Annotated in this window: 23 protein-coding genes; 6 read left to right on the top strand and 17 right to left on the bottom strand. The window is 69.4% G+C overall.

The features are described from left to right. Positions 1–34 precede the first annotated feature (34 nt). From CYL12_RS02930 to dusB, 4 genes are read right to left on the bottom strand one after another with little or no spacing between them, the layout of a single operon-like run. Complete coding sequence (locus CYL12_RS02930) at positions 35–808, bottom strand: ATP-binding cassette domain-containing protein (protein WP_101845393.1); 774 nt, start codon at positions 806–808, stop codon at positions 35–37. A 36-nt stretch (positions 809–844) separates the two neighbouring features. Continuing rightward, positions 845–2,713, bottom strand: a complete 1,869-nt coding sequence (gene dnaG / locus CYL12_RS02925) for a DNA primase (protein WP_101845391.1) — start codon at positions 2,711–2,713, stop codon at positions 845–847. Then, positions 2,713–4,098: a deoxyguanosinetriphosphate triphosphohydrolase gene (locus CYL12_RS02920; protein ID WP_101845389.1), complete on the bottom strand. Its 1,386-nt coding sequence runs from the start codon at positions 4,096–4,098 to the stop codon at positions 2,713–2,715. The genes dnaG and CYL12_RS02920 overlap by 1 nt, the downstream gene beginning before the upstream one ends. Continuing rightward, the gene (gene dusB, locus CYL12_RS02915; RefSeq protein WP_101845387.1) at positions 4,088–5,242 is read right to left on the bottom strand and encodes a tRNA dihydrouridine synthase DusB; all 1,155 of its coding nucleotides are present in this window, start codon (positions 5,240–5,242) and stop codon (positions 4,088–4,090) included. The genes CYL12_RS02920 and dusB overlap by 11 nt, the downstream gene beginning before the upstream one ends. A 59-nt stretch (positions 5,243–5,301) precedes the next feature. On the opposite strand from dusB, the gene CYL12_RS02910 reads away from it, so the two are divergent. Then, a complete protein-coding gene (locus CYL12_RS02910) occupies positions 5,302–5,796 on the top strand; it encodes a glutathione peroxidase (RefSeq protein ID WP_101845385.1) in 495 nt (164 codons plus the stop codon). Positions 5,797–5,939: 143 nt separating this feature from the next. After that, positions 5,940–7,136: a metallophosphoesterase family protein gene (locus CYL12_RS02905; protein ID WP_199399179.1), complete on the top strand. Its 1,197-nt coding sequence runs from the start codon at positions 5,940–5,942 to the stop codon at positions 7,134–7,136. Positions 7,137–7,200: 64 nt separating this feature from the next. Here CYL12_RS02905 and CYL12_RS02900 read toward each other — a convergent pair whose 3' ends face one another. Then, positions 7,201–7,875 (bottom strand): DsbA family oxidoreductase, encoded by a 675-nt coding sequence (locus CYL12_RS02900; protein ID WP_060922175.1) that lies wholly within the window; start codon positions 7,873–7,875, stop codon positions 7,201–7,203. Between the two features lie 52 nt (positions 7,876–7,927). Here CYL12_RS02900 and CYL12_RS02895 point away from each other — a divergent pair, with 52 nt between their 5' ends. Continuing rightward, positions 7,928–8,536 (top strand): adenylate kinase family protein, encoded by a 609-nt coding sequence (locus CYL12_RS02895; protein WP_101845380.1) that lies wholly within the window; start codon positions 7,928–7,930, stop codon positions 8,534–8,536. Here the strand turns inward: CYL12_RS02895 and CYL12_RS02890 are convergent. Further along, a complete protein-coding gene (locus CYL12_RS02890; protein ID WP_101845378.1) occupies positions 8,479–9,279 on the bottom strand; it encodes an isoprenyl transferase in 801 nt (266 codons plus the stop codon). The two genes, CYL12_RS02895 and CYL12_RS02890, sit on opposite strands and share 58 nt — an antisense overlap. Then, positions 9,276–10,019 carry a DNA repair protein RecO gene (gene recO, locus CYL12_RS02885; protein WP_101845376.1) on the bottom strand — a complete coding sequence of 248 codons (744 nt, stop codon included), beginning with the start codon at positions 10,017–10,019 and terminating at the stop codon, positions 9,276–9,278. Before recO ends, CYL12_RS02890 begins: the two co-directional genes overlap by 4 nt. A 34-nt stretch (positions 10,020–10,053) precedes the next feature. On the opposite strand from recO, the gene CYL12_RS02880 reads away from it, so the two are divergent. Then, entirely contained in the window at positions 10,054–10,746 is a 693-nt protein-coding gene (locus tag CYL12_RS02880; protein WP_101845374.1) for a trimeric intracellular cation channel family protein, read from the top strand. A 66-nt stretch (positions 10,747–10,812) separates the two neighbouring features. On the opposite strand, the gene CYL12_RS02875 is transcribed toward CYL12_RS02880, so the two are convergent. Further along, positions 10,813–11,526 (bottom strand): TetR/AcrR family transcriptional regulator C-terminal domain-containing protein, encoded by a 714-nt coding sequence (locus CYL12_RS02875; protein ID WP_101845372.1) that lies wholly within the window; start codon positions 11,524–11,526, stop codon positions 10,813–10,815. A 66-nt stretch (positions 11,527–11,592) separates the two neighbouring features. On the opposite strand from CYL12_RS02875, the gene CYL12_RS02870 reads away from it, so the two are divergent. Next, positions 11,593–11,973, top strand: coding sequence for a VOC family protein (locus CYL12_RS02870; RefSeq protein WP_101845370.1), 381 nt, complete (start codon positions 11,593–11,595; stop codon positions 11,971–11,973). A gap of 72 nt (positions 11,974–12,045) precedes the next feature. Here the strand turns inward: CYL12_RS02870 and leuA are convergent, their stop codons facing one another. Next, entirely contained in the window at positions 12,046–13,800 is a 1,755-nt protein-coding gene (gene leuA / locus CYL12_RS02865) for a 2-isopropylmalate synthase (RefSeq protein WP_101845368.1), read from the bottom strand. A gap of 192 nt (positions 13,801–13,992) precedes the next feature. Here leuA and CYL12_RS02860 point away from each other — a divergent pair, with 192 nt between their 5' ends. Beyond that, positions 13,993–14,646, top strand: a complete 654-nt coding sequence (locus CYL12_RS02860) for a hypothetical protein (RefSeq protein ID WP_233486823.1) — start codon at positions 13,993–13,995, stop codon at positions 14,644–14,646. Here CYL12_RS02860 and CYL12_RS02855 read toward each other — a convergent pair. From CYL12_RS02855 to CYL12_RS02820, 8 genes are read right to left on the bottom strand one after another with little or no spacing between them, the layout of a single operon-like run. Beyond that, the gene (locus CYL12_RS02855) at positions 14,643–15,563 is read right to left on the bottom strand and encodes an NADP-dependent oxidoreductase (RefSeq protein WP_233486874.1); all 921 of its coding nucleotides are present in this window, start codon (positions 15,561–15,563) and stop codon (positions 14,643–14,645) included. The two genes, CYL12_RS02860 and CYL12_RS02855, sit on opposite strands and share 4 nt — an antisense overlap. Before the next feature lie 56 nt (positions 15,564–15,619). Continuing rightward, a complete protein-coding gene (locus CYL12_RS02850) occupies positions 15,620–16,090 on the bottom strand; it encodes a hypothetical protein (protein WP_101845362.1) in 471 nt (156 codons plus the stop codon). Then, on the bottom strand, positions 16,087–17,073 hold the full coding sequence (locus CYL12_RS02845; protein WP_233486822.1) for a hypothetical protein: 987 nt from the start codon (positions 17,071–17,073) through the stop codon (positions 16,087–16,089). The genes CYL12_RS02850 and CYL12_RS02845 overlap by 4 nt, the downstream gene beginning before the upstream one ends. Beyond that, on the bottom strand, positions 17,070–17,591 hold the full coding sequence (locus CYL12_RS02840; RefSeq protein WP_101845360.1) for an RNA polymerase sigma factor: 522 nt from the start codon (positions 17,589–17,591) through the stop codon (positions 17,070–17,072). Before CYL12_RS02840 ends, CYL12_RS02845 begins: the two co-directional genes overlap by 4 nt. Before the next feature lie 54 nt (positions 17,592–17,645). Next, positions 17,646–18,542, bottom strand: a complete 897-nt coding sequence (gene era, locus CYL12_RS02835; protein WP_199399178.1) for a GTPase Era — start codon at positions 18,540–18,542, stop codon at positions 17,646–17,648. Then, the gene (locus CYL12_RS02830) at positions 18,535–19,827 is read right to left on the bottom strand and encodes a hemolysin family protein (RefSeq protein ID WP_101845356.1); all 1,293 of its coding nucleotides are present in this window, start codon (positions 19,825–19,827) and stop codon (positions 18,535–18,537) included. Before CYL12_RS02830 ends, era begins: the two co-directional genes overlap by 8 nt. Continuing rightward, the gene (ybeY, locus tag CYL12_RS02825; RefSeq protein WP_101845354.1) at positions 19,824–20,285 is read right to left on the bottom strand and encodes an rRNA maturation RNase YbeY; all 462 of its coding nucleotides are present in this window, start codon (positions 20,283–20,285) and stop codon (positions 19,824–19,826) included. The genes CYL12_RS02830 and ybeY overlap by 4 nt, the downstream gene beginning before the upstream one ends. After that, positions 20,282–21,307 (bottom strand): PhoH family protein, encoded by a 1,026-nt coding sequence (locus tag CYL12_RS02820; RefSeq protein ID WP_233486873.1) that lies wholly within the window; start codon positions 21,305–21,307, stop codon positions 20,282–20,284. Before CYL12_RS02820 ends, ybeY begins: the two co-directional genes overlap by 4 nt. Positions 21,308–21,313: the final 6 nt, after the last annotated feature.

Here is a 21,313-nt window from a genome sequence, read left to right as displayed (position 1 = left end):
GGGCCGCCTTCCGCGGCCGTCGGGCGTGTCGCGCTCAGCGGCGGGAATCCGACTCCGCGTTGGGCACCCAGAGGAGGTCCTTGCCGACGCCGCGCGCGACGACGTGGCCCCCGCGCAGCATCAGTGTCTCGGCGTTGAGCTCACGGATGAAGTCCGCGTCGTTGGTGACGAGGAGCGCTGCCATCCCCTCTTCCTTGCGGCGTCGCGTGATGGCGTCGAACACCACCGGGCGCACCTCCAGATCGAGGTTCGCGAGGATCTCGTCGGCGATGAGCACACGCGGCTCCAGCACGAACGAGCGGGCGATCGCGACGCGCTGGCGCATGCCCGCACTGAGCTCGTAGGGGAACTTCGTCGCGGTCCCGAGCGGCAGGTGGAGCTCGTCCAGGAGCGTCGCCACGCGGATCGACAGCGCGCGGGTGTTGACGCGCTTCTCCCGGATGAGGATCGGCTCGGCGATGACCTCGTTGACCGTCAGCTGCGGCGGCAGATCCGCCCCGGCACCCTGCGGCACGAAGCCCGTGCGGTAGGTGAGGATGCGGTGCTTGCGACCCGGACGACGGATATCGATGCCGCACACCTGCGCCCGCCCGCCGACGACGCGCACCGAAGGATCGGTGGAGCCGGCCAGCGCAGCGACGAGGGTCGACTTCCCCGATCCGGTGGGCCCCGCGACGCAGATCAGCCCGCCGGGATCGAGCGAGAACGTCACGCCGTCGACGGCGCGATTGGGCGTGCCGTGACCGATCCGGTCGATGACCAGATCGGAGCACTCGATCGCGTTCGAGGATTCGGGCGTGCGGGGCATGTGTCCATCCTGCCGTCTCGTGCGCCGCCGTTCCGGTTACGACTCGGCGAAGAACCGCTGGCGCTCGACGTCGATGTCCCGCAGCCGCACCCGCAGCGCGCGCCCGCCGTCGGAGTCGGCCGGAACCCGCTGGACGGCGCCGAGAAGCTCCTGCTTCTCGTGCTCGAGCTGCCGCAGCACCAGCCGCCGTGCGAGATCGGTCGCGGACGCCACCGCACCGGCTTCGTCGCGGGCGGGGAACGGGGTCATCAACAGCTCCCCGGCAAGCGAGCGATAGGGCTCGCGCACGCTGTTCACCGCATCGGTCACCCATCCCGGCCGGCTGCGGTCGGGTGCGGCGACGACGGCCTCACGCACCGCATCGAGACCGGGCGTGCGGAACGGCTCGGCGAGGGCCCGCGTCAGCAGCGCCGTATCGACCTGGTGTCCGTACTGGAGAGCCCCCATGAGTGCGTCGCGCTCCACGGCGACGTCGGGCGAGCGCGGGAGGCTCGCCAGCGTGACGGCGGCCACGCCCGGCGCCCCCGTGGCCGGATCGACTCGCGGCACCGCCTCGCGGCGCGGCTGGGAGGCAGCGGCCTGCGCCCCTCGGGCGGCGCGCTCGACCTCTCCGTGCACCTCCGTCGGGTCCATGCCCAGGCGGCGTGCGAGCACCCGCTCGTAGCCGGGGCGCAGCAGGCGGTCGCGGATCTCCGCGACGATCGGGGCGGCGGCGCGGAGGGCGCCGACCCGTCCCTCGACCGTGGCGAGGTCGAAACCCGCGAGCTTGCGATCGATCGCGAACTCGAACATCGGCTGCTTCGCGTCCATGAGGCCGCGCACGGCCGCGTCTCCGCGCTGCAGCCGGAGGTCGCACGGGTCGAGACCGTCCGGCGCGACCGCGACGAAGGTCTGCGCATTGAACTTGTCGTCCTCCGTGAACGCCCGGAGCGCGGCCTTCTGCCCCGCCTCGTCGCCGTCGAACGTGAACACCACCTCGCCCGACGCATTGTCATCGCCCATCACCCGCCGGAGCACCTTGATGTGCTCGGCGCCGAACGCGGTGCCACAGGTCGCGACGGCCGTCGTGAGCCCGGCGAGGTGGCAGGCCATCACGTCGGTGTAGCCCTCGACGACGACGACCCGACGCGGGTCGCCGCGCGCGATGTCGCGCTTGGCGAGATCGAGCCCGTAGAGCACCTGGGCTTTCTTGTAGATCGGCGTCTCAGGGGTGTTGAGGTACTTGGGGCCCTGGTCGTCCTCGAAGAGCTTGCGCGCGCCGAAGCCGATGGTCTGCCCGGACACGTCGCGGATCGGCCAGACGAGACGCCCGCGGAATCGGTCGTACACGCCGCGCTGTCCCGTCGAGACGAGGCCGGCCGTGCTCAACTCCTCGCGCGTGAAGCCCTGGGCGGTCAACGCCTTGAGCATGCCGTCCCAGCCTCGCGGCGCGAAGCCGACACCGAAGTGCGCCGCGGCGCCCGCATCGAAGCCGCGCTCCCCGAGGAACCGTCGGGCCGCCTCCGCATCGGGAGACAGCAGCTGGGAGCGGAAGAACTCCGCCGCGGCCGTGTTCGCCGCGTACAGCCGACTGCGGCCACTCGTCTCCGGCGCCGCGCCGCCGTCCTCGTAGTGCAGGGTGTAGCCGATGCGGCCCGCGAGGCGCTCGACCGCCTCCGTGAAGCTCACGTGGTCCATCGCCCGGAGGAAGGAGTACACGTCGCCCGACTCACCGCAGCCGAAGCAGTGGTAGTAGCCGACCTGCTGACGCACGTGGAAGCTGGGGCTCTTCTCGTCGTGGAAGGGACACAGACCCTTGAGGGAGCCGACGCCCGCGGACTTCAGCGCCACGCGCTCCCCCACGATGTCCGCGATATTGGTGCGGGCCTTGACCTCGTCGACGTCGGCCTGCCTGATGCGGGGCATCAGCGGGCGCCTTCTGCGACGGGCCGCCTCTCGACAGGCGTGCGCGCGCCGGGGCGCGCATGACGCGGCGTCCAGATGCCGACCTCCGCCGGGTCGATCTCCCCGACCAACCGGTTGTGCCAGTCGATCGCGCTCTGATCGGTCAGACTCGCGATCTGATCGACGACCACCCGCGCCCGCTCCGCATCGCTCTCCGCCGCGACGAAGTCGGCCGCGAACGCGGGCTCCAGAACGTCGGCGCCGGCCGACCACAGGGTGTCCGTCGACCACAGGGCGTCGGCCAACCGCTTCAGCACTCGGCGCTGCTCCTTGTAGACGCCCTTCCTGGCGTCGATCGTGACGATCGCCTGCCCCATGATGCCCTTGAGCACCGCGATCTCGACCTCGACCACGCGCGGGACGATGACGTGCGCGTTGTAGCGGACCAGCCGCGTGCCGCCGAACGCCTCACGCGTAGCGGAGACCGCCGCGCGCGCGAAGCGCCCGATGAGATCGCTCGTCAGGTTCTTGAGCCGGGCGAGGTCCTGCCGGGAGCGATCGAACGACGCCAGCCACATCGGCTGCGAGGCGAGCCGGTAGAGGGCATCGGCCAGCTCGTCGCGCGTGAAGTCGTAGCCGACCCACTGCTGGATCCGGCTGAGCAACGCCTCGTGCGCCGCCGGGTCGGCGAGCTGAGCGACGTCGACGTAGCCGTTGACGATCGCATCCTCGAAGTCGTGCACGGAGTAGGCGATGTCGTCGGAGAGGTCCATGATCTCGGCCTCGATGCAGCGCAGGCGGCCGGGAGCCCCCTCGCGCATCCACCGGAACACGGCCTCGTCCTCCGGATACACGCCGAACTTCAGTCGACCACCCGGGTCGGGGACGGGGCTGTCGACGGTCCACGGATACTTGCAGGTCGCGTCGAGACTCGCCCGCGTGAGGTTCAGACCGACGGAGGAGCCGTCGGCGTCGAGCACCTTCGCCTCCAGGCGGGTGAGGATGCGGAGCGACTGGGCGTTGCCCTCGAAGCCGCCGATGGCCTCGGCCCACTCGTTCAGCGCCCGCTCGCCGTTGTGGCCGAAGGGCGGGTGACCGAGGTCGTGACTCAGGCACGCGGTGTCCACCACGTCCGCCGAGACCCCGAGGGCCGCGGCGAGCTCTCGACCGACCTGGGCGACCTCGAGCGAGTGCGTCAGGCGGTTGCGGGCGAAGTCGGCCGTGCTGGCGGGGCTGAGCACCTGCGTCTTCGCGGCGAGCCGTCGCAGCGCCGCGGAGTGCAGCACCCGCGCCCGGTCGCGGGCGAAGTCGTCCCGTTCGGAACGATGGGTCTCCGCGAAGAAGCGCTCGGCGTCACGAGGGTCATAGCCGTCGGCGCGTGCGCCGCCCAGGGGGTCATCCGCCACTGTTCTCGATCTCCGCTCCACGCATCATCTCCGACGCCGACGAGGCGAGCTCGCGCGACTCCAGCCACTTCTCCGGAAGGGCGGTCCTCTTCGGGTGCCCCGCGCGGCCACGCTGCCCTTCGGCGTCCGCGCCCGGGTACGGAGCCGTACGGTCGAGTCGGCCCAGAAGGTCGTCGATCTCCTGCAGGCTCGACGCGGTGGCCAGGCCCGTGCGGATGTCGCCGCCCACCGGGTAGCCCTTGAAGTACCAGGAGACGTGCTTTCGGATGTCGCGGCAGCCGCGGTCCTCGTCCTCGAAGAACTCGACGAGCAGCTCGGCGTGACGGCGGAACGCGTCGGCGACGAAGCCAAGCGTCGCATCGACCGTCTTGCCCTCTCCCCCGAAGGCGAGAGCCAGCTGCCCGAACAGCCACGGCCGACCCAGGCAGCCACGCCCGACGACGACGCCGTCGCAGTCGGTCTCCGCCATCATGCGCACGGCGTCCTCGGCCGACCAGATGTCGCCGTTCCCGAGCACGGGGATGCTGGTCACCGCCTGCTTGAGCTCGCCGATCGCGTTCCAGTCGGCGTGACCGGAGTAGAACTCGCTCGCGGTGCGGGCGTGCAGCGCCACGGCAGCGGCACCGGCATCCTCCGCGGCGCGCCCGGCGTCGAGGAACGTGAGGTGATCGCGGTCGATGCCCTTACGCATCTTCACCGTGAGCGGGATGTCGCCGGCGGCCTTGACGGCCTGATCGACGATGTCCGCGAAGAGCTTCGACTTCCATGGCAGGGCCGCTCCGCCGCCCTTGCGTGTCACCTTCGGGACCGGGCAGCCGAAGTTGAGGTCGATGTGGTCGGCGTGGTCTTCCGCGACGATGACGCGGACGGCCTCGGCGATGGTCTTCGGATCGACGCCGTAGAGCTGGATGGAGCGCGGCGTCTCCGACTCGTGGTGCCGGATCAGCCGCATGGTCGTCTCGTTACGCTCCACGAGGGCGCGCGACGTGATCATCTCGCTGACGTAGAGGCCGGCCCCGTACTCGCGGCACAGGCGCCGGAATGCCGTGTTCGTGATCCCGGCCATGGGCGCGAGGACGACCGGCACGTCGAGGTCGATCGGGCCGATGCGGAGGGGGCGGGCGGGGGCGGTGGCGACAGTCATGGCGTGTCCATTCTCCCAGACCCGGAGCCGGAGGGGATGCGTCGACCTAAGCTGTGCATATGACCGATTCCGCGCTCCGTTCCATCCCCTTCACCGACGCTCAGGGGCAGGAGAAGACTCTGGACGATCTGGGTGCCGACGTGGTGCTCGTGGTGAACGTGGCCTCCAAGTGCGGCCTCACCCCGCAGTACGAGCAGCTGGAGGAGCTGCAGCGCCGCTTCGGCGACCGCGGCTTCACGGTGGTCGGGTTCCCCTGCAACCAGTTCTTCGGCCAGGAGCCCGGTTCGGTCGACGAGATCCTCGAGTTCTGCTCCACGACCTATGGAGTCTCGTTCCCGGTGAACGACAAGGTCAAGGTCAACGGCAAGAACGCCGCCGAGCTCTACAAGGCCCTCAAGGAGACCCCGGACGCGGGTGGCAAGGCCGGCCGCGTCGAGTGGAACTTCGAGAAGTTCCTCGTGCTGCCGGACGGCGACGTGCTGCGCTTCCGCCCGAAGCAGAAGCCGGACGCTCCGGAGATCGTCGAGGCGATCGAGGCCGCGCTCACCCGCTGAGCGTCGTTCACCTCCCGGTCACGGCGGCACCGCTCCTGCAGGCTCACGGGGACGGGCCGCGTTCACCTGCCGGCTTCCCCCTCGACATCTGGCGTCCCTAGTCTCGCCGCGGCGATATCGCCCGAAGACGAAGGAGACCACGCATGCCCGACCGACTGCCGATCAGCCGGCGAACTGTCCTCACCGCGGGAGCGCTCGGCGCGCTCGGCACCGCCCTCCCCCTCGGCACGACTCCCGCCGCCGCGGTGATCGTCCCGGCATCACCCGGCGCGGCACAGGCGCGGAACCTGCGCTTCCGTGCGGACGGCACCTTCAAGGTCGTGCAGTTCAACGACACGCAGGACGACGAGCTCACAGACCGCCGCACGGTCGAGCTGATGGAGAAGGTGCTCGACCAGGAGAAGCCGGACTTCGTGGTCATCAACGGCGATGTGATCACGGGCGGATGCGAGACGCGGCTGGCGGTGAAGCAGGCGATCAACAACGTCGTCATGCCGATGGAGTCGCGCCGCATCCCGTGGGCGGTCACGTACGGCAACCACGACGAGGACTCCCTGCCCCAGTCCGGCGTCGACGAGGCGGGGATGCTGAAGATCTACCGCTCCTACGAGTACAACGTGAATGCGGAGAACACCCGCGGCGTGACCGGCACGAGTAACACCATCGTCACGATCGGCTCCGCGGCGAAGAAGAACCGCGAGGCGTTCGCGCTCTGGCTGATGGACTCCGGCCGGTACGCGCCGGATGCCATCGACGGCCAGGACTTCGCCGGCTACCCGGCGTGGGATTGGCTGCGTATGGACCAGGTGGCCTGGTACCGCGAGCAGTCGCAGCGTCTCGAGCAGCGCCGCGGGCGCAAGATCCCCGGGCTCATGTTCCTGCACATCGCGCTGTGGGAGCACCGCTTCATGTGGTGGGGTGGCGTGGACACCCGCACAGCGGCGGACGCCGCCCGCGGCAAGGCCCGGCACGGGATCGTCGGGGAGCGCAACGAGGACGAGTGCCCCGGCCCGTTCAACTCGGGGATGTTCAACGCGATCCTCGAGCGCGGCGACGTGAAGGGCGTGTTCGTCGGGCACGACCACATCAACGACTACGTGGGCGACTACTACGGCGTGATGCTGGGCTATGCCCCCGGGACCGGCTTCGGGGCGTACGGCCTCGCCGGCGCCGAGCGCAACCGGATGCGCGGGGGCCGGGTCTTCGAGCTGAAGGAGACGGGCGAGGACGTCTCCATCGCGACCCGGGTGGTCTACGCCAGGGACCTCGGCATCGACCTGACGGCGAACGATCAGCCGATGGAGCCGCTCCCCCTCGGACCCCGCCAGCAGCGCCTCTGAGCCCGGGCAGCAGAACGGCGGGGACCCCCGACCCGGGGTCCCCGCCGTCGTCTGTCGATGCGGGTCAGGCCTCGACGGCCGCGCTGCGCTGCGCCCAGAGGTCGCGGATCACGTTCTCGAACGCCGCCGGCGGCTGCGCGCCGCTGATGCCGTACTGACCGTCGACCACGAAGAACGGCACGCCCTGAATGCCGTACGCACGGGCCTGCGCCTGGTCCTGGCGGACATCGGCGAGGTACTGCTCGCTCTCGAGAGCCGCGCGGGCACGATCGGCGTCGAGACCGACCTCGGCGGCGAGGGCCACGAGGTCGTCGATGCGTCCCACGTGCTTGCCCTCGGTGAAGTAGGCGGACATGAGCCGCTCCTCCATCTCGTGCTGGCGGCCCTCGGCCTTCGCGAAGTGCAGCAACTCGTGCGCCTTCACGGTGTTCGTGTGCTGCAGGAGGTCGAACCGATACTGCAGCCCTGCGTTCGCGGCGACGTTCGTGACGTTGGCGAGCATCTGCTCGACCTGCGTGCGCGGCATCCCCTTGTGCCCGGAAAGGAAGTCGATCTCGTCCCCGTCGAAGTCGACGGGGGTGTCCGGGGAGAGCTCGAAGGAGTGGAAGGTGACCGTGACCTGCGGAGCGTCCTCGTCGGCCGCGACCGCTTCGAGGCCCTTCTCGAGGTTGCGCTTGCCGATGTAGCACCAGGGGCAGGCGATGTCGGACCAGATGTCGATGGCGATGGGTTCAGTCACACGGGGGACAACCGCTCGCGCATCCGACGTATTCCGTCAGTAGAATCCTCGGATGCTCTCCGCCGACGATCCGCTGCCCTTCCGGCCCGCACGGGTGCTCGTCGCGGGCGTCACCGGCTCGGGGAAGACGACCCTGTCCCGACGGCTGGCCGCCCTCTGGGACCTCCACCACGTGGAGATCGACGGCCTGTTCCACGGCCCGGACTGGACCCCGCGGGCGGAGTTCCTCGACGACGTGCGCGCCTTCGCGGCGGAGGAGCGCTGGGTGACCGAGTGGCAGTACACGAGCAAGGGGACCGACGAGATCCTGACCCCGAGGGCGCAGCTCGCGCTCTGGCTCGACTACCCGTACCGCGTGGTGCGGTCGCGTCTGCTCCGGCGCACCCTCAGCCGCAGTCTCCTCCGCACCCGGATGTGGAACGGGAACGTCGAGAAGCCGATCTGGCGAATGCTCCGAGGCGATCCGGAAGAGAACATCCTGGCGTGGCAGACCGCGACGCTCCACAAATGGGCAGAGCGCTTCCCGGAGGTACAGGAGCGCTTCCCGCATCTCACGATCGTGCGGTTGACGCATCCGCGCGAGACCAAGCGCTGGCTGCGAGCTCAGGCCGACGTCGGGGTGTCCACGGCGCCGCCGAAGCGCCGGTCGCGGGAGAGGTAGACCCCGATCGCACGCCAGAGCTCCTCGCGGGAGAAGTCCGGCCACAGCGTGTCGAGGAACACCATCTCGGCGTAGGCCGACTGCCACAGCAGGAAGTTCGAGGTGCGCTGCTCCCCTGAGCTGCGCAGGAACAGGTCCACGTCCGGCATGTCCGGCACGTACAGGTGCCGACGGATCATCTTCTCGCTGATCGCGTTCGACTTCACCCGCCCGGCCGCGACATCGGCCGCGATCGCCCGCATCGCGTCGACGAGCTCGATCCGTCCGCCGTAGTTGACGCACATGGTGAGGGTGAGCACGTCGTTGTCGCGGGTGAGCTGCTCGGCATACTGCAGCTCCTTGATGACGCTGCCCCACAGGCGCGGCTTGCGCCCGGCCCACCGGACCCGCACCCCCCACTCGTTGAGCTGATCGCGACGGCGGTGCAGCACATCGCGGTTGTAGCCCATGAGGAAGCGGACCTCCTCCGGCGAACGGGCCCAGTTCTCGGTGGAGAAGGCGTAGACGGAGAGGTGCTTCACGCCGGCCTGAATCGCGCCCGCCACCACGTCGAGCAGCACCTCCTCCCCCGCTTTGTGCCCCTCGATGCGGTTGAGCCCCCGGCGATTCGCCCACCGTCCGTTGCCGTCCATGACGATGGCGACGTGCTCCGGGACCGCGGGGAACGCGGGCGGGTAGACCCCGGTCCAGTCGATCGCCCGGTAGGGCACCGCGTCCTTGTGCGTGTAGGGCTTCGGGCTCACCGTGCTCCTTCTCCGGGGGTGGACGATACGTGCGCGAGCGAGCGGATGCCCCGCTCCAGGTGCCACTGGGCGTACGCCGCGACGAGACCGGACGCGGCGGCGGTGTCGGCGTGCGGGGCGGCGTCGATGAGGTCCCAGTCGCCGCGGATCAGCGCGCGCAGCAGTGTGAGTGTCTTCTCGGCGATTCGGGGGCTGCCGGCGGGCGCGTCGGCCGGGCACACCAGGCCGCCGAGTTGCGCGACGAAAACGGAATGCGGTCCGGGGGCACCGCAGCGGGCGCAGTCGTCGAGGGACGGCGCCCATCCCGAGAGGGACATGACTCGCAGCAGGTACGAATCGAGGATGCTGCGCGGGGCATGCTCGCCGCGGGACAGCGCCCGGAGGCCCCCGACGAGCAGCAGGTACTGCTCCGGGGTGGCTTCGGCGTCGCTGAGACGGTCGGCGGTCTCGACCATGGCGTTCGCGGCGGTGAACCGGTCGTAATGGGCGGCGATGTCCGTGCCGTACGCCCCGAGCGACTCGGCCTGCTGCACGATGTCGAGCGAGCGGCCTTCGTAGAGCTGGACGTCCGCGACCATGAACGGCTCCAGCCGGGAGCCGAACTTCGACGAGGTGCGGCGTACGCCCTTCGCGACCGCGCGCACTTTGCCGTGCCGCCGGGACAGCATCGTGACGATGCGATCCGCCTCGCCCAGCTTGTGGGTGCGCAGGATCACCGCTTCGTCTCGGTAGGTGGGCACCCTTCGATTATCCTCCGTGCGGGACAATGGACGCGTGACCGAACCGCTCTTCACCATTCCGCTGTGGGCGGACCTCCTCGGCGTCGGCCTCGGCGGAGTGCAGGGCGCGATGTTCGCCGCCGGGTTCCAAGGGCAGCGTCGGCTCGACTGGCTGGGCGTCGCGATCATCGGGATCATGATCGGCATGGGTGGCGGTCTCATCCGCGACATCCTGCTCGGACAGACTCCCGCGACGCTGCAGAACCAGTGGTATCTGGTCACGGCCGCGGGTGCCGCGCTGCTCGGCATGCTGCTGGCCGGACTCTTCACGCGGCTCAACACCGCGATCGTCGTGCTCGACGCCGTGGTGATCGGCATGTTCGGCGCCTTCGGAACGAGCAAGGCCCTCGCCTTCGGCATCCCCGAAGTACCCGCGGTCTTCATCGGCGTGTGCGCCGCGGTCGGCGGGAGCGTCCTCCGCGACATGCTCATGGGACTGCCGACCGCCATCATGCACGTCGGCTCCCTGTACGCGGTCGCGGCAGCGGCCGGGTGCACGTTCATCGTCGTGGCGAACGCCGTCGGCATGCCGATCCCCCTCGCGGCGGTCATCGGCATCGTGGTGACGGCCGTGATCCGGATCCTCGCCGTGACGTTCGATGTGTCCCTCCCGGAGCAGCGCCGTCTCTACCGCCGGAAGGTCGCCGCGGAGACCGGCGCCATCGCGATCGTGAAGCCCCAAGACTGACTCCGAATCGCTCGATTGGTCCCATCCAGCGGCCAGATACGTCCAATCGCGCGACTCGAAAGAGGGTCAGGTGGCGGCGAGCCCGTCGATCACGCGCGCGAGGCCGAACTCCCACGCCGTCCGAGCGTCGTAGGGCGCGCCCATGGCTTCCCCGGCAGCCTGGCCCACCGACCGGGCGAGCGGCAGATCGTCACCCAGGTAGGTCGCCAGACGCGGCGCTGCCTCCGCCCACGAGGCCGCGAACGACTCCGCACTCTGCTGCTCGCGCATGCGCGCCGCCGCAGAGAGGGTGAAGTCCAGCACGAAACTCAGCGCCGCGTCGCGCTCCACGGCGCCGAGACCGAGGCCGTCGAAGGCGTAGAGCTCCCGGTCGTACTTGGCGATGGTGCCCGGGCCGAGCGCGACCCGCGGATCGCGGATGTCGATGAGCCACGGGTGGGCCCGGAAAAGGCGCAGGTTGTTCTCGGCGACCGCTCGGACCGCGTCGCGCCATCCGGAGGCCTGCAAAGACACGGCGCGCATCCTGGCATTCATCGCGTCCGCCATCAGGACGAGCAGGTCGGCGCGGTTGTTGACGTGGGTGTAGATCGACATCGGCGTCAGGTCGAGGCTCTGCGCGAGAGACCGGATGGTCACCGCGGCGAGGCCGTCGGCGTCAGCCAACGCGACGGCGCGGTCGACCACGTCATCCGTCGAATGACGCGCCTTCGGTCCGCGCTGCGGGGTCGCGGGAGCCACGGGGCTGTGCCGCCAGAGCAGATCGACGAGGTCCTTGGTCATCGGGAATAGCCTAGACCGCTCGCGCCTTAACCCTATACGCTGTACAGACTTTCTGAATGGAGAACCGTGAACATCACGCAGACCGCCCTCTCGCTCAACGTCCCCGACGTCGCAGCCTCTGCCGCCTTCGCCATGACGCACTTCGGGTTCGAGGAGGCGATGTCCGCGGAGGGCTTCGTCTCGTTGCAGCACCCGGGGCCGGTGCCGAACGTCATCTTCCTCGAGACGGGGCTGTCGACGTTCCGCCCGAAGGAGATCGCCGGATCCGCCGGTCAGGGCACGCTGATCGTCTTCGTCGTCGAGGACATCGACCGGGAGTTCGCGCGCATCGCCGCCGCGGGTGCGCGGGTGATCACGGCTCCCGAGACCGAGCCGTGGAGCGAACGCTACTGCCAGTTCGCCGATCCCAACGGCCTCATCTGGCAGCTGGTGCAGTGGATGGGCTGACCCCCGACTTCGAATCGCGCGATCGGTCCCGTCGACGGACGGATACGACCGATCGCGCGACTCGAACGGTGGTCAGACGGCGGCCAACTCCTGCTGACGGCTGCGGATCGACCGATTCACACCCGACACGATCGCCTTGAGCGACGCCGTCGAGATGTCTCCGTCGATGCCGACGCCCCACAGACGCTGGTCGCCGACCTGCAGCTCGACGTACGCCGCGGCCTGCGCGTCCCCGCCGGCGCTGAGAGCGTGCTCGACGTAGTCGTAGACCGTGATGTCGAAGCCCTGTCCTCGCAGCACCTCGACGAACGCGGCGACCGGACCGTTGCCGTTGCCCGAGACGGAGACCTCCTGGTCGTCGTCCCGCAGCACGACGTCGAGGACCACGTCGCCGGACATGTCGCTCCGGGTCTGTGTGGCGAGCAGCTCGAACCGCCCCCACTTCGCCTCGGTGTCGTCGGCGGGCAGGTACTCGTCGGTGAAGATCGACCAGATCTGCTCGCTGGTGACCTCGCCGCCCTCGGCATCCGTCTTGGCCTGCACGACCCCGGAGAACTCGATCTGGAGCTTGCGCGGCAGGTCGATCGCGTGGTCGGACTTCAGCAGGTACGCGACTCCGCCCTTGCCGGACTGGGAGTTGACGCGGATGACGGCCTCGTACGACCGACCGAGGTCCTTCGGATCGATGGGCAGGTACGGCACCGCCCACTCGATCTCGTCGACCGTCACGCCCTGCGCCTCGGCCTTCGCGGCCATGGCCTCGAAGCCCTTCTTGATCGCGTCCTGGTGCGATCCGCTGAACGCGGTGAAGACGAGGTCGCCGGCCCACGGACTGCGCTCGGGCACCGGCAGCTGGTTGCAGTACTCGACCGTGCGCTTGACCTGGTCGATGTCGCTGAAGTCGATCTGCGGGTCGATGCCCTGCGTGAACATGTTGATCCCCAGCGCGACGAGGTCGACGTTGCCGGTGCGCTCGCCGTTGCCGAACAGGCAGCCCTCGATGCGGTCGGCTCCGGCCATGTACCCCAGCTCGGCCGCGGCGATCGCGGTCCCGCGGTCGTTGTGCGGGTGGAGCGACAGGATCACGTTCTCCCGGTGGTTCAGGTGACGGCTCATCCACTCAATGGAGTCGGCGTAGACGTTCGGCGTCGCCATCTCCACCGTGGCAGGGAGGTTGATGATGACCTTGCGGTCCGGCGTGGGCTCGAAGATCTCGATGACCTGGTTGCAGACGTCGACTGCGAACTCCAGCTCGGTCCCGGTGTAGCTCTCCGGGGAGTATTCGTAGTACACCTGCGTGTCCGGGATCGTCTTCTCGAACTTTCGGCACAGCCGGGCACCCTCGAGCGCGATGTCGATGATGCCCTGCTTGTCGGTGCGGAAGACCACCTCGCGCTGCAACACGCTCGTCGAGTTGTACAGGTGCACGATCGCCTGCTTGGCTCCGGCAATGGCCTCGTAGGTGCGGGCGATCAGGTGCTCACGCGCCTGCGTCAGGACCTGGATCGTGACGTCATCCGGGATCAGGTTCTCCTCGATGAGCTGACGCACGAAGTCGAAGTCGGTCTGGCTCGCTGAGGGGAAGCCGACCTCGATCTCCTTGTAGCCCATGCTCACGAGCAGCTCGAACATGACGCGCTTGCGCTCGGGAGACATCGGGTCGATGAGGGCCTGGTTGCCGTCGCGGAGGTCGACCGCACACCAGCGGGGGGCCTCGGTGATGCGGGCATCGGGCCACGTGCGATCAGGCAGGTGGACGGTGATCTGCTCGTGGAACGGCCGGTACTTGTGGATCGGCATCGCGGACGGGCGCTGGGTGTTCTGCACGATGGGGCTTCTTCTCTTCGTCAAGATGAACGGGCCAACACAAGCGCCGCGACGAGGAAGGCCCTAGCTTGAGGACTCGTCGCGGCAGCTAAGAAGAAGCAGACCGCCGAAAGGCATGTGGTCATGCTAGCAGGGAAGCCGCCGGGGTTTCGACGCCGAAAGACGATGCGTTCGCGCGAGACACTGGTCGGTATGAGCACTCTTCGCGACCACCCCGTCCTCGCCGTCGGTGCAGCGACGGCTCTGCTGCTCCTGACCGGCTGCGCCACCGCGCCGGGAGGGTCGGCACCGCCGACGAGCACGACGGTGCCGTCGGACATGCGGCTGGAGGAGGCGGAACCCGCGCCACCGGAGGGATCGGTGGTCGGCACCGGAACCGTGCTCGACTCCTCTGGCGATGCGGAGCTGTGCCTCGGTGCGATCCAGGAGTCGTATCCGCCGCAGTGCGACGGCGTCCCGCTCGACGAGTGGAGCTGGGACGGCGTGGACGGCAGTGAAGCGTCCGGTGACACGCGCTGGGGGGCCTACGCGGTCACCGGCACCTGGGATGGCGAGCGGTTCACGGTGACCGAGCCGCCCGCCCTCCTCGCGCTCTACGACCCGATGGTGCCGGAGGATCCGACGGACGGGGTCGAGGGTACGAGGACGGCGCAGGAGCTCGACCGGGTGCAGGACGACATCGTCGGGCGCCTCGGTGCTGCGGCTCTCAGCGTGTCGGCCGATCGTGGCTACGTGTGGCTCCAGGTCGTCTGGGATGACGGGACGATGCAGGACGCCCTCGACGCCGAGTACGGGGATGACGTCGTGGTCGTGACCTCCGCGCTCCGCGAGGTCGACGGGAACTAGACGATCAGTGCGAGCTTGCCGCCCGGGTGACCGGTGGCGAGGCGCCGATGAGCCTCCGGCGCCTCCGCCAGCGGGAACGTCCGCGCGACCGGGACGACGAGGTCGCCGTTCTGCGCCAGGGCGATGAGTTCGCTGCGCACCTCGTCGCGGAACCGGGCGCTGTCCGGCATCGACCCCGCGATGGCGAGGAAGCCCTCGGCGGACGCCCGCGACGGGTTCGCGATCGTGACGATCCGCCGGCGGTCCGCCACGAGCTTCAGAGACACATCGACGGCCTCGTCGGTCCCCACGGCATCGAGAGCGGCCGCGATCGGCCCGTCGACCAACGCGCGCACCCGGCCAGCGAGTCCGGGACCGTACGCCACCGGGACCCCGCCGAAACGGCGTACCGCGTCGAAGCGTTCGGGGCTGGCCGTTCCGATAACCCGGACATGCCGGAGCCGCGCCTGCTGCAGCACGCTGACGCCCACCGCGCCGGACGCCCCGTGCAGCAGGACCGTCTCCCCCGGTGCCGCCCCGGTGACGGCGAGCATCTCCGCGGCCGTCGTGCCGACGAGCAGGAGGTTGGCCGCCTCCGGGTGGCTCAGCGTCGTCGGTTTCGCGAACACCTTCGCCGCAGGCACCGTGAGCTCGGTCGCGTAGCCTCCCTGCACGCGGAACGCCACGACCTCATCGCCGACCTCCGCTTCACCGGAACCGATGCGGGTTCCCGTGCCGATAGCCGCGAGTTCACCCGAGATCTCGTACCCGATCGGCACCGGGAACTCGAGCCCGGGCCGAGCCGTCGCCACGTGTTTCGCGTCAGCCGGATTCACTCCGGCGGCGCGGACACGGATCGTGACCTCGCCCGTGCTCGGGGCGGTGGGCAGGAACTCGTCGAACGCCCACGACTCGGGAGGCCCCGGCGTCGTCGCCACCCAATGCTTCGCCACGCTTCCGCCCTCGCCGTCTCGCGCCCGGGCTGGCCCGGCGCTCAGAGGAAGCAGCGGATATTGGTCGCGGAACCGGAGACGTTGCTCCAGGCGTTGGCGCTGACGGTCGCGAGGACCGTGGTTCCGTTGCGCACCTGCATGTACCCGGACGTCCGCGCATTCGCCGCCGAGCGGGTCGCGAACGAGGAGGGGATCGTGATGGTGGTGCAGCTTCCCCAGCTCAGCATGCCGCCGCCGAGATTGGTGGCGTTGTACGCGCAGATCCGCCCGGTCGCGCAGGAGCCGACGGACCGCGCCGCGACCCCCGACGTCGCCGGGGCGGGTCGATACTCCATGTCGAGCTTCGGCCACACGGCGCTTCCACCGTCGGTCACCACGCCGCCGGGAACCTCGTCGAGCAGCTGCGAGAGCTGCGGGTCGACGGGATCCTCCCCTGCCGCCGCGGCGGACCCGCCCGCCGCAACGAGAGCCAACGCCACCAGAACCGCGATCAGCGGGCGCGAGTGCTTCATTGCACAACCTCCTCAGGGATGTCCCACATCCGGTAGTCCACGACCGCACCGGCCGGGAAGACGCCGTCATCTTTCAAGACGGTTCGCTCGATGCCGACGATGCGCCCGGTATCGAGCGACACCAGAAGATCGTCGCTCACGATGCCGTCTGCGGACAGCACCCGGATGCCGGCGACAGGGCGCCCGAGGCGGTCGGTGGACTCGCCGAGCGCCTGCGCTCCTCCGGAGTCCTCGATGAGCGCCAGCACCGCGGCGTGCTGCGTGTTGGTGAGCGTCCACTGACCGAAGACCGAGGTGAGGGCGGTCACCACCTCGAAAGCCGTCGGATCGTCCGGCATGCCGAACGCCCCCAGGAGGGCCCGCACGTCGGCGGCGGACTCCCCGGGCGCGGCGACGACCGGGGTCTCGAACTCGCCGGGGGCGAAGGTCACGCGCGAGGCCACCTCGCCGCTGCTCACGATCTCGGAGTCGCCGTTGGCCACCGCGTCCGCGGGGTCGTACGGCACACCGTTGATGGCGACGGCCTCGCCGGAGAGGTCTGCGCTCCAGGTGAACGTCGAGAACTGCGGCATGACCTCGGTGCGCCCGGTATCCATCTCGGCGTTGAACGACCAGGAAGCGGTTCGCACAGAACGCTCCGGGTCAGCAGGGGGCGCGAACACCGTCAGCTCGGTCTCCGCCTCCGCCACGATGTCGCTCAGCGAACCGGCGCTCTCGAAGACCAGGGGCGGCGGAGTACCCGCGACGGCGGACTGCGGCGGCGTGAGGACGGCGAAGGCGATGGCAGCGGACGCGGCGGCGGCGGTGAGTCCGGCGGCCCATCCGATCGTCCGGACTCGACGACCGCTGCGCGGTGCTCGGGCGGACCGGATGATACGGTCCCGCGCGGCGATGGCGCGCGCGTCCGGCTCGGCGTCGCGCGGCGTGCGTGCGGGATCGGCCTCGACGAGCACGCGCTCCAGCAGGGCATTGTCAGGCATCATGCACTCCCCGTCTCCTCCAGTCCCAGCGTGGCGCGCAGCCGTTCCTCGGCCCGCGCCAGCGCCTTCCGCACCCGGGACTCGGAAGCGCGCAGCAGCTCCGCAATCTCCCCCACCGCGAGTCCATCCCAGTACGTGAGCATGATGATACGCCGTTGCAACGGAGTGAGGACACCCAAAGCTCGGAGGACCTCGCTGCGCCCGAACCCGCCCAGGGCCTCGGGGTCGCCGGAGAGTCCGGAATGCACGGCGTCGAGCGCTCCCCGCGCGGCTGGCGACCGCCGCGACCGGATGCGGAGCTGGCGATCAGTCTCTCGGAGCAGCCAGATCTTCCCGGGAGGATGCGAGGGACGCAGCCGCGACCACGCGACGAGGAAGACCTCGGACACGATCTCACTGACCTCATCGTCATCGGGGACGACGCCCTCGATGTGATGCCGCACCGACGCCCAATGCGCGTCGAACACTCGTGTGAAGACCTCGTTCCGCAGCGAGCTCGGGTCTTCGCCGCGGCCGATCATGTCGGTGGGGTCGGCGGTCTGCCCGCCGCCTCCGGCGTCCTGCTGCGCGGCATGTCAGAATCCGAGCCGGCCGAGCTGCTTGGGATCGCGCTGCCACTCCTTCGCGACCTTCACGTGGAGCCCGAGGAACACGCGGGTGCCGAGCAATTCCTCGATGCCGGCGCGGGCACGCGCTCCCACGTCGCGCAGACGCTTGCCCTTGTGGCCGATGATGATCGCCTTCTGGCTGTCGCGCTCGACGACGATGGAGGCATGCACGTCGGTCAGGTCGCTGTCCTCTCGCGGCGCGATGTCATCCACCACGACGGCGATCGAGTGCGGAAGCTCGTCCCGCACGCCGTCGAGCGCGGCCTCGCGGATGATCTCCGCGATGCGGTCCTCGGCCGACTCGTCCGTGGTGACGCCCTCGGGGTACAGTGCGGGGCCCTTCGGCATGAGCTGGAGGATCTCGTCCGCCAGAACCTCGAGCTGATCACGCGTCAGCGCCGACAGCGGGATCACGGCCGCCCAGTCCTCGCGGAGGGAATCGACCTCCATCAGCCGCTCGGTGATCTCGTCGCGTCCAGCCGCGTCGGTCTTCGTGACGATGGCGATCTTCTGCGCGCGCGGGTAGCCGTCCAGCGAGGCGGCGATGCGGCGGTCACCGGGACCGACCTTCTCGGTCGCAGGTACGCAGAAGCCGATCACGTCGACGTCGCCGAGGACCTGCTCGACCAGGTCGTTCAGGCGCTCACCCAGAAGCGTGCGGGGCTTGTGGATACCGGGGGTGTCGACGATGACCAGCTGACCGTCCGGGCGGTTGAGGATGCCGCGGATGGCTCGACGGGTGGTCTGGGGCTTCTCACTCGTGATGGCGATCTTCTCGCCGACGAGGGCATTGGTCAGCGTCGACTTGCCCACGTTCGGCCGTCCGACGAAGGTCACGAATCCGCTCCGAGTGTCTTCAGTCATCGCGCCGCTCTCCTTCATCCTGCACATCTTCAGGCTCTGCGGCCCGCTCCACGAACACCGTCGCGATCCCCCGTCCCCGCCCGCGAGACGCCCCGCCGGTGAGCACGAGGCCGTGGACGGTCGCCGTCGCACCGGGCTGCGGCACCTGGCCGAGCGTCTTGCCGAGCAGTCCGCCGATGGAGTCGACATCCTCGTCCTCGAGCTCGAGGCCGAACAGGTCGCCGACGTCCTCCAGAGACAGCCGCGAACTCACGCGGTAGCGGCCGTCACCCAGATCGACGAACTCGGCGGATACCTGATCGTACTCGTCCGAGATCTCCCCGACGAGCTCCTCGATGAGATCCTCCAGCGTCACCAGGCCGGAGATGCCGCCGTGCTCGTCGATCACCAGGCACACGTGCACGGCGTCGCGCTTCATCTGCTGCAGCAGTGTCTCCGCGCGCATCGACTCGGGGACGAAGGTGGCCGGCCGCGCGATCGGCCGGATGGACGCCGCGCGCCAGGCGCTGTCGTCGCGGTACGCGAACTGCACGAGGTCCTTGAGATAGAGCACCCCAACGACGTCGTCGGCCTCGTCATCGACGACCGGCATCCGGGAGACGCCGCGATGCAGGAACAGCGACATGGCCTCGTCGGTCGTGGCTTCTGCCCCCACCGTGACCATCTCGGTCCGCGGCACCATCACCGCTCGGACGAACTGGTCGGTGAAGTCGAACACGGAGTGGATGAGGTCGCGGTCGTCCTCCTCGATGAGGTCGTTCGATGCGGCCTCGTCCACCATGCTCAGCAGCTGATCCTCGCTGGAGAAGGAGCTGCGCCCGGTTCCCGGGGTCACCCGGTTGCCGAGGACGACCAATCCCTGCGCGATCGGCCCGAGGATGATGCGCAGCCCCCGGACGATGGCCGCGCTCCCGCGGATCATGCTCTCCGCGTGCTGGTGCCCGAACGTCCGCGGGCTCGCTCCGACGAGGACGAAGGTGATGCCGGTCATCAGGACCGCGGCGGCGAGCATCGCCCACCAGATGTTCTCGAAGACGATCGTGAACGCGACGGTCACCAGCACGGCAGCCGTCACCTCCGCGAGGACGCGGATGAAGGCGACGGCATTGACGTGCGCGTCGAGGTCGGCGGCGATCCGCTCCAGCGCCTTCGCACGGCGGCCCTCGGTCGCCATGTCTTCCAGCCCCGCACGGGAGGTCACACCGTAGGCCGCGTCGATCGCGGCCATGAGGCCGCCGAACGCCACCAGCAGCACGGCGGCGACGAGCAGCAGCAGCTCCGTCATCGTCGGCGACGCTCGGACGCGGCGAAGCCCTGGATGAGTTGCTTCTGCAGTCCGAACATCTCCCGTTCCTCGTCCGGCTCCGCATGATCGAAGCCGAGAAGGTGCAGCAGTCCGTGCGTGGTCAGCAGGATCAGCTCATCCATGAGGGTGTGGCCCGCGGCCTGCGCCTGCGTCTCCGCGACCTGCGGGCAGAGCACGATGTCACCGAGCAGTCCGGGAGGCGTCGGACGGTCCTCGGTCCCGGGGCGGAGTTCGTCCATCGGGAAGCTGAGGACGTCGGTCGGCCCCGGCTCGTCCATCCACTGGACGTGCAGTGCCTCCATGGCGCCCTCGTCGACGAGCACGATGGCGACCTCGGCGTCCGGGCTCACGTGGAGCTGCGCGAGGTTGAAATCGGTGAGCCGCTGCAGCACCGTCTCGTCGATGTCGATGGCCGACTCGTTGTTGATCTCGATCATGAGAGCCCTCGTTTCGGCATGCGATCGCGTGGTCCTGGTCTCTGGGCGCCGCGTCGCTCGGCACGGTTGGCGAACTCGTGCGCCTGCTCGCGCTCGGCCCGCTGTGCCACGCGCCGCTCGTCGTACTCGCTGTAGGCGTCGACGATGCGTCCCACCAGGGAGTGCCGGACCACGTCGTCACTGGTGAGTCGGGAGAAATGGATGTCATCGATGCCGTCAAGCACGCGGGTGACCAGGCGGAGACCCGAGGCCCCTTGCGGGAGGTCGACCTGGGTGATGTCGCCGGTGACGACCATCTTCGTGCCGAAACCGAGACGCGTGAGGAACATCTTCATCTGCTCGGGCGTGGTGTTCTGCGCCTCGTCGAGCACGACGAAGGAATCGTTGAGCGTGCGCCCGCGCATGTAGGCCAGCGGGGCGACCTCGATCGTCCCGGTCGCCATCAGGCGCGGCACGATCTCCGGGTCCATCATCTCGTTGAGCGCGTCGTAGAGCGGCCGCAGGTACGGATCGATCTTGTCGGTGAGCGTGCCGGGGAGGAACCCGAGGCGCTCCCCCGCCTCCACCGCCGGACGCGTGAGGATGATGCGCGTGACCTCCTTGCGCTGCAGCGCCTGGACGGCCTTCGCCATCGCCAGGTAGGTCTTCCCCGTTCCTGCCGGTCCGATGCCGAACACGATCGTGTTCTCCTCGATCGCGTCGACGTACTCCTTCTGACCGAGCGTCTTCGGCCGGATCACCTTGCCCCGTGTGGAGAGGATCGCCTCGCCCAGCACCTCGCTGGGGCGCGGACCGCCCTCCTGGCGGAGCATGCGGGCCGAGCTGGACACGTCGCTCGGGGCGAGGTCGTGGCCGGCCTTGGTCATCGCGAGCAGTTCGTCGACGAGGCTCTTCGCCTTGGCGACGGCCTCCCGCTCGCCGGTGAGCGTGATCTCGTTGCCACGGACGAGCACCTGCACATCGCGGTGCTCACGCTCCAGCATCCGCAACAGCCGGTCCTGCGGACCGAGCAGCTGCACCATCGCGAC

The organism is Zhihengliuella sp. ISTPL4 (assembly GCF_002848265.1).
Taxonomy (GTDB): domain Bacteria; phylum Actinomycetota; class Actinomycetes; order Actinomycetales; family Microbacteriaceae; genus Microbacterium.
The sequence above is the reverse complement of the archived record's forward strand: the minus strand, read 5'-3'. Positions and strand labels throughout refer to the sequence as shown.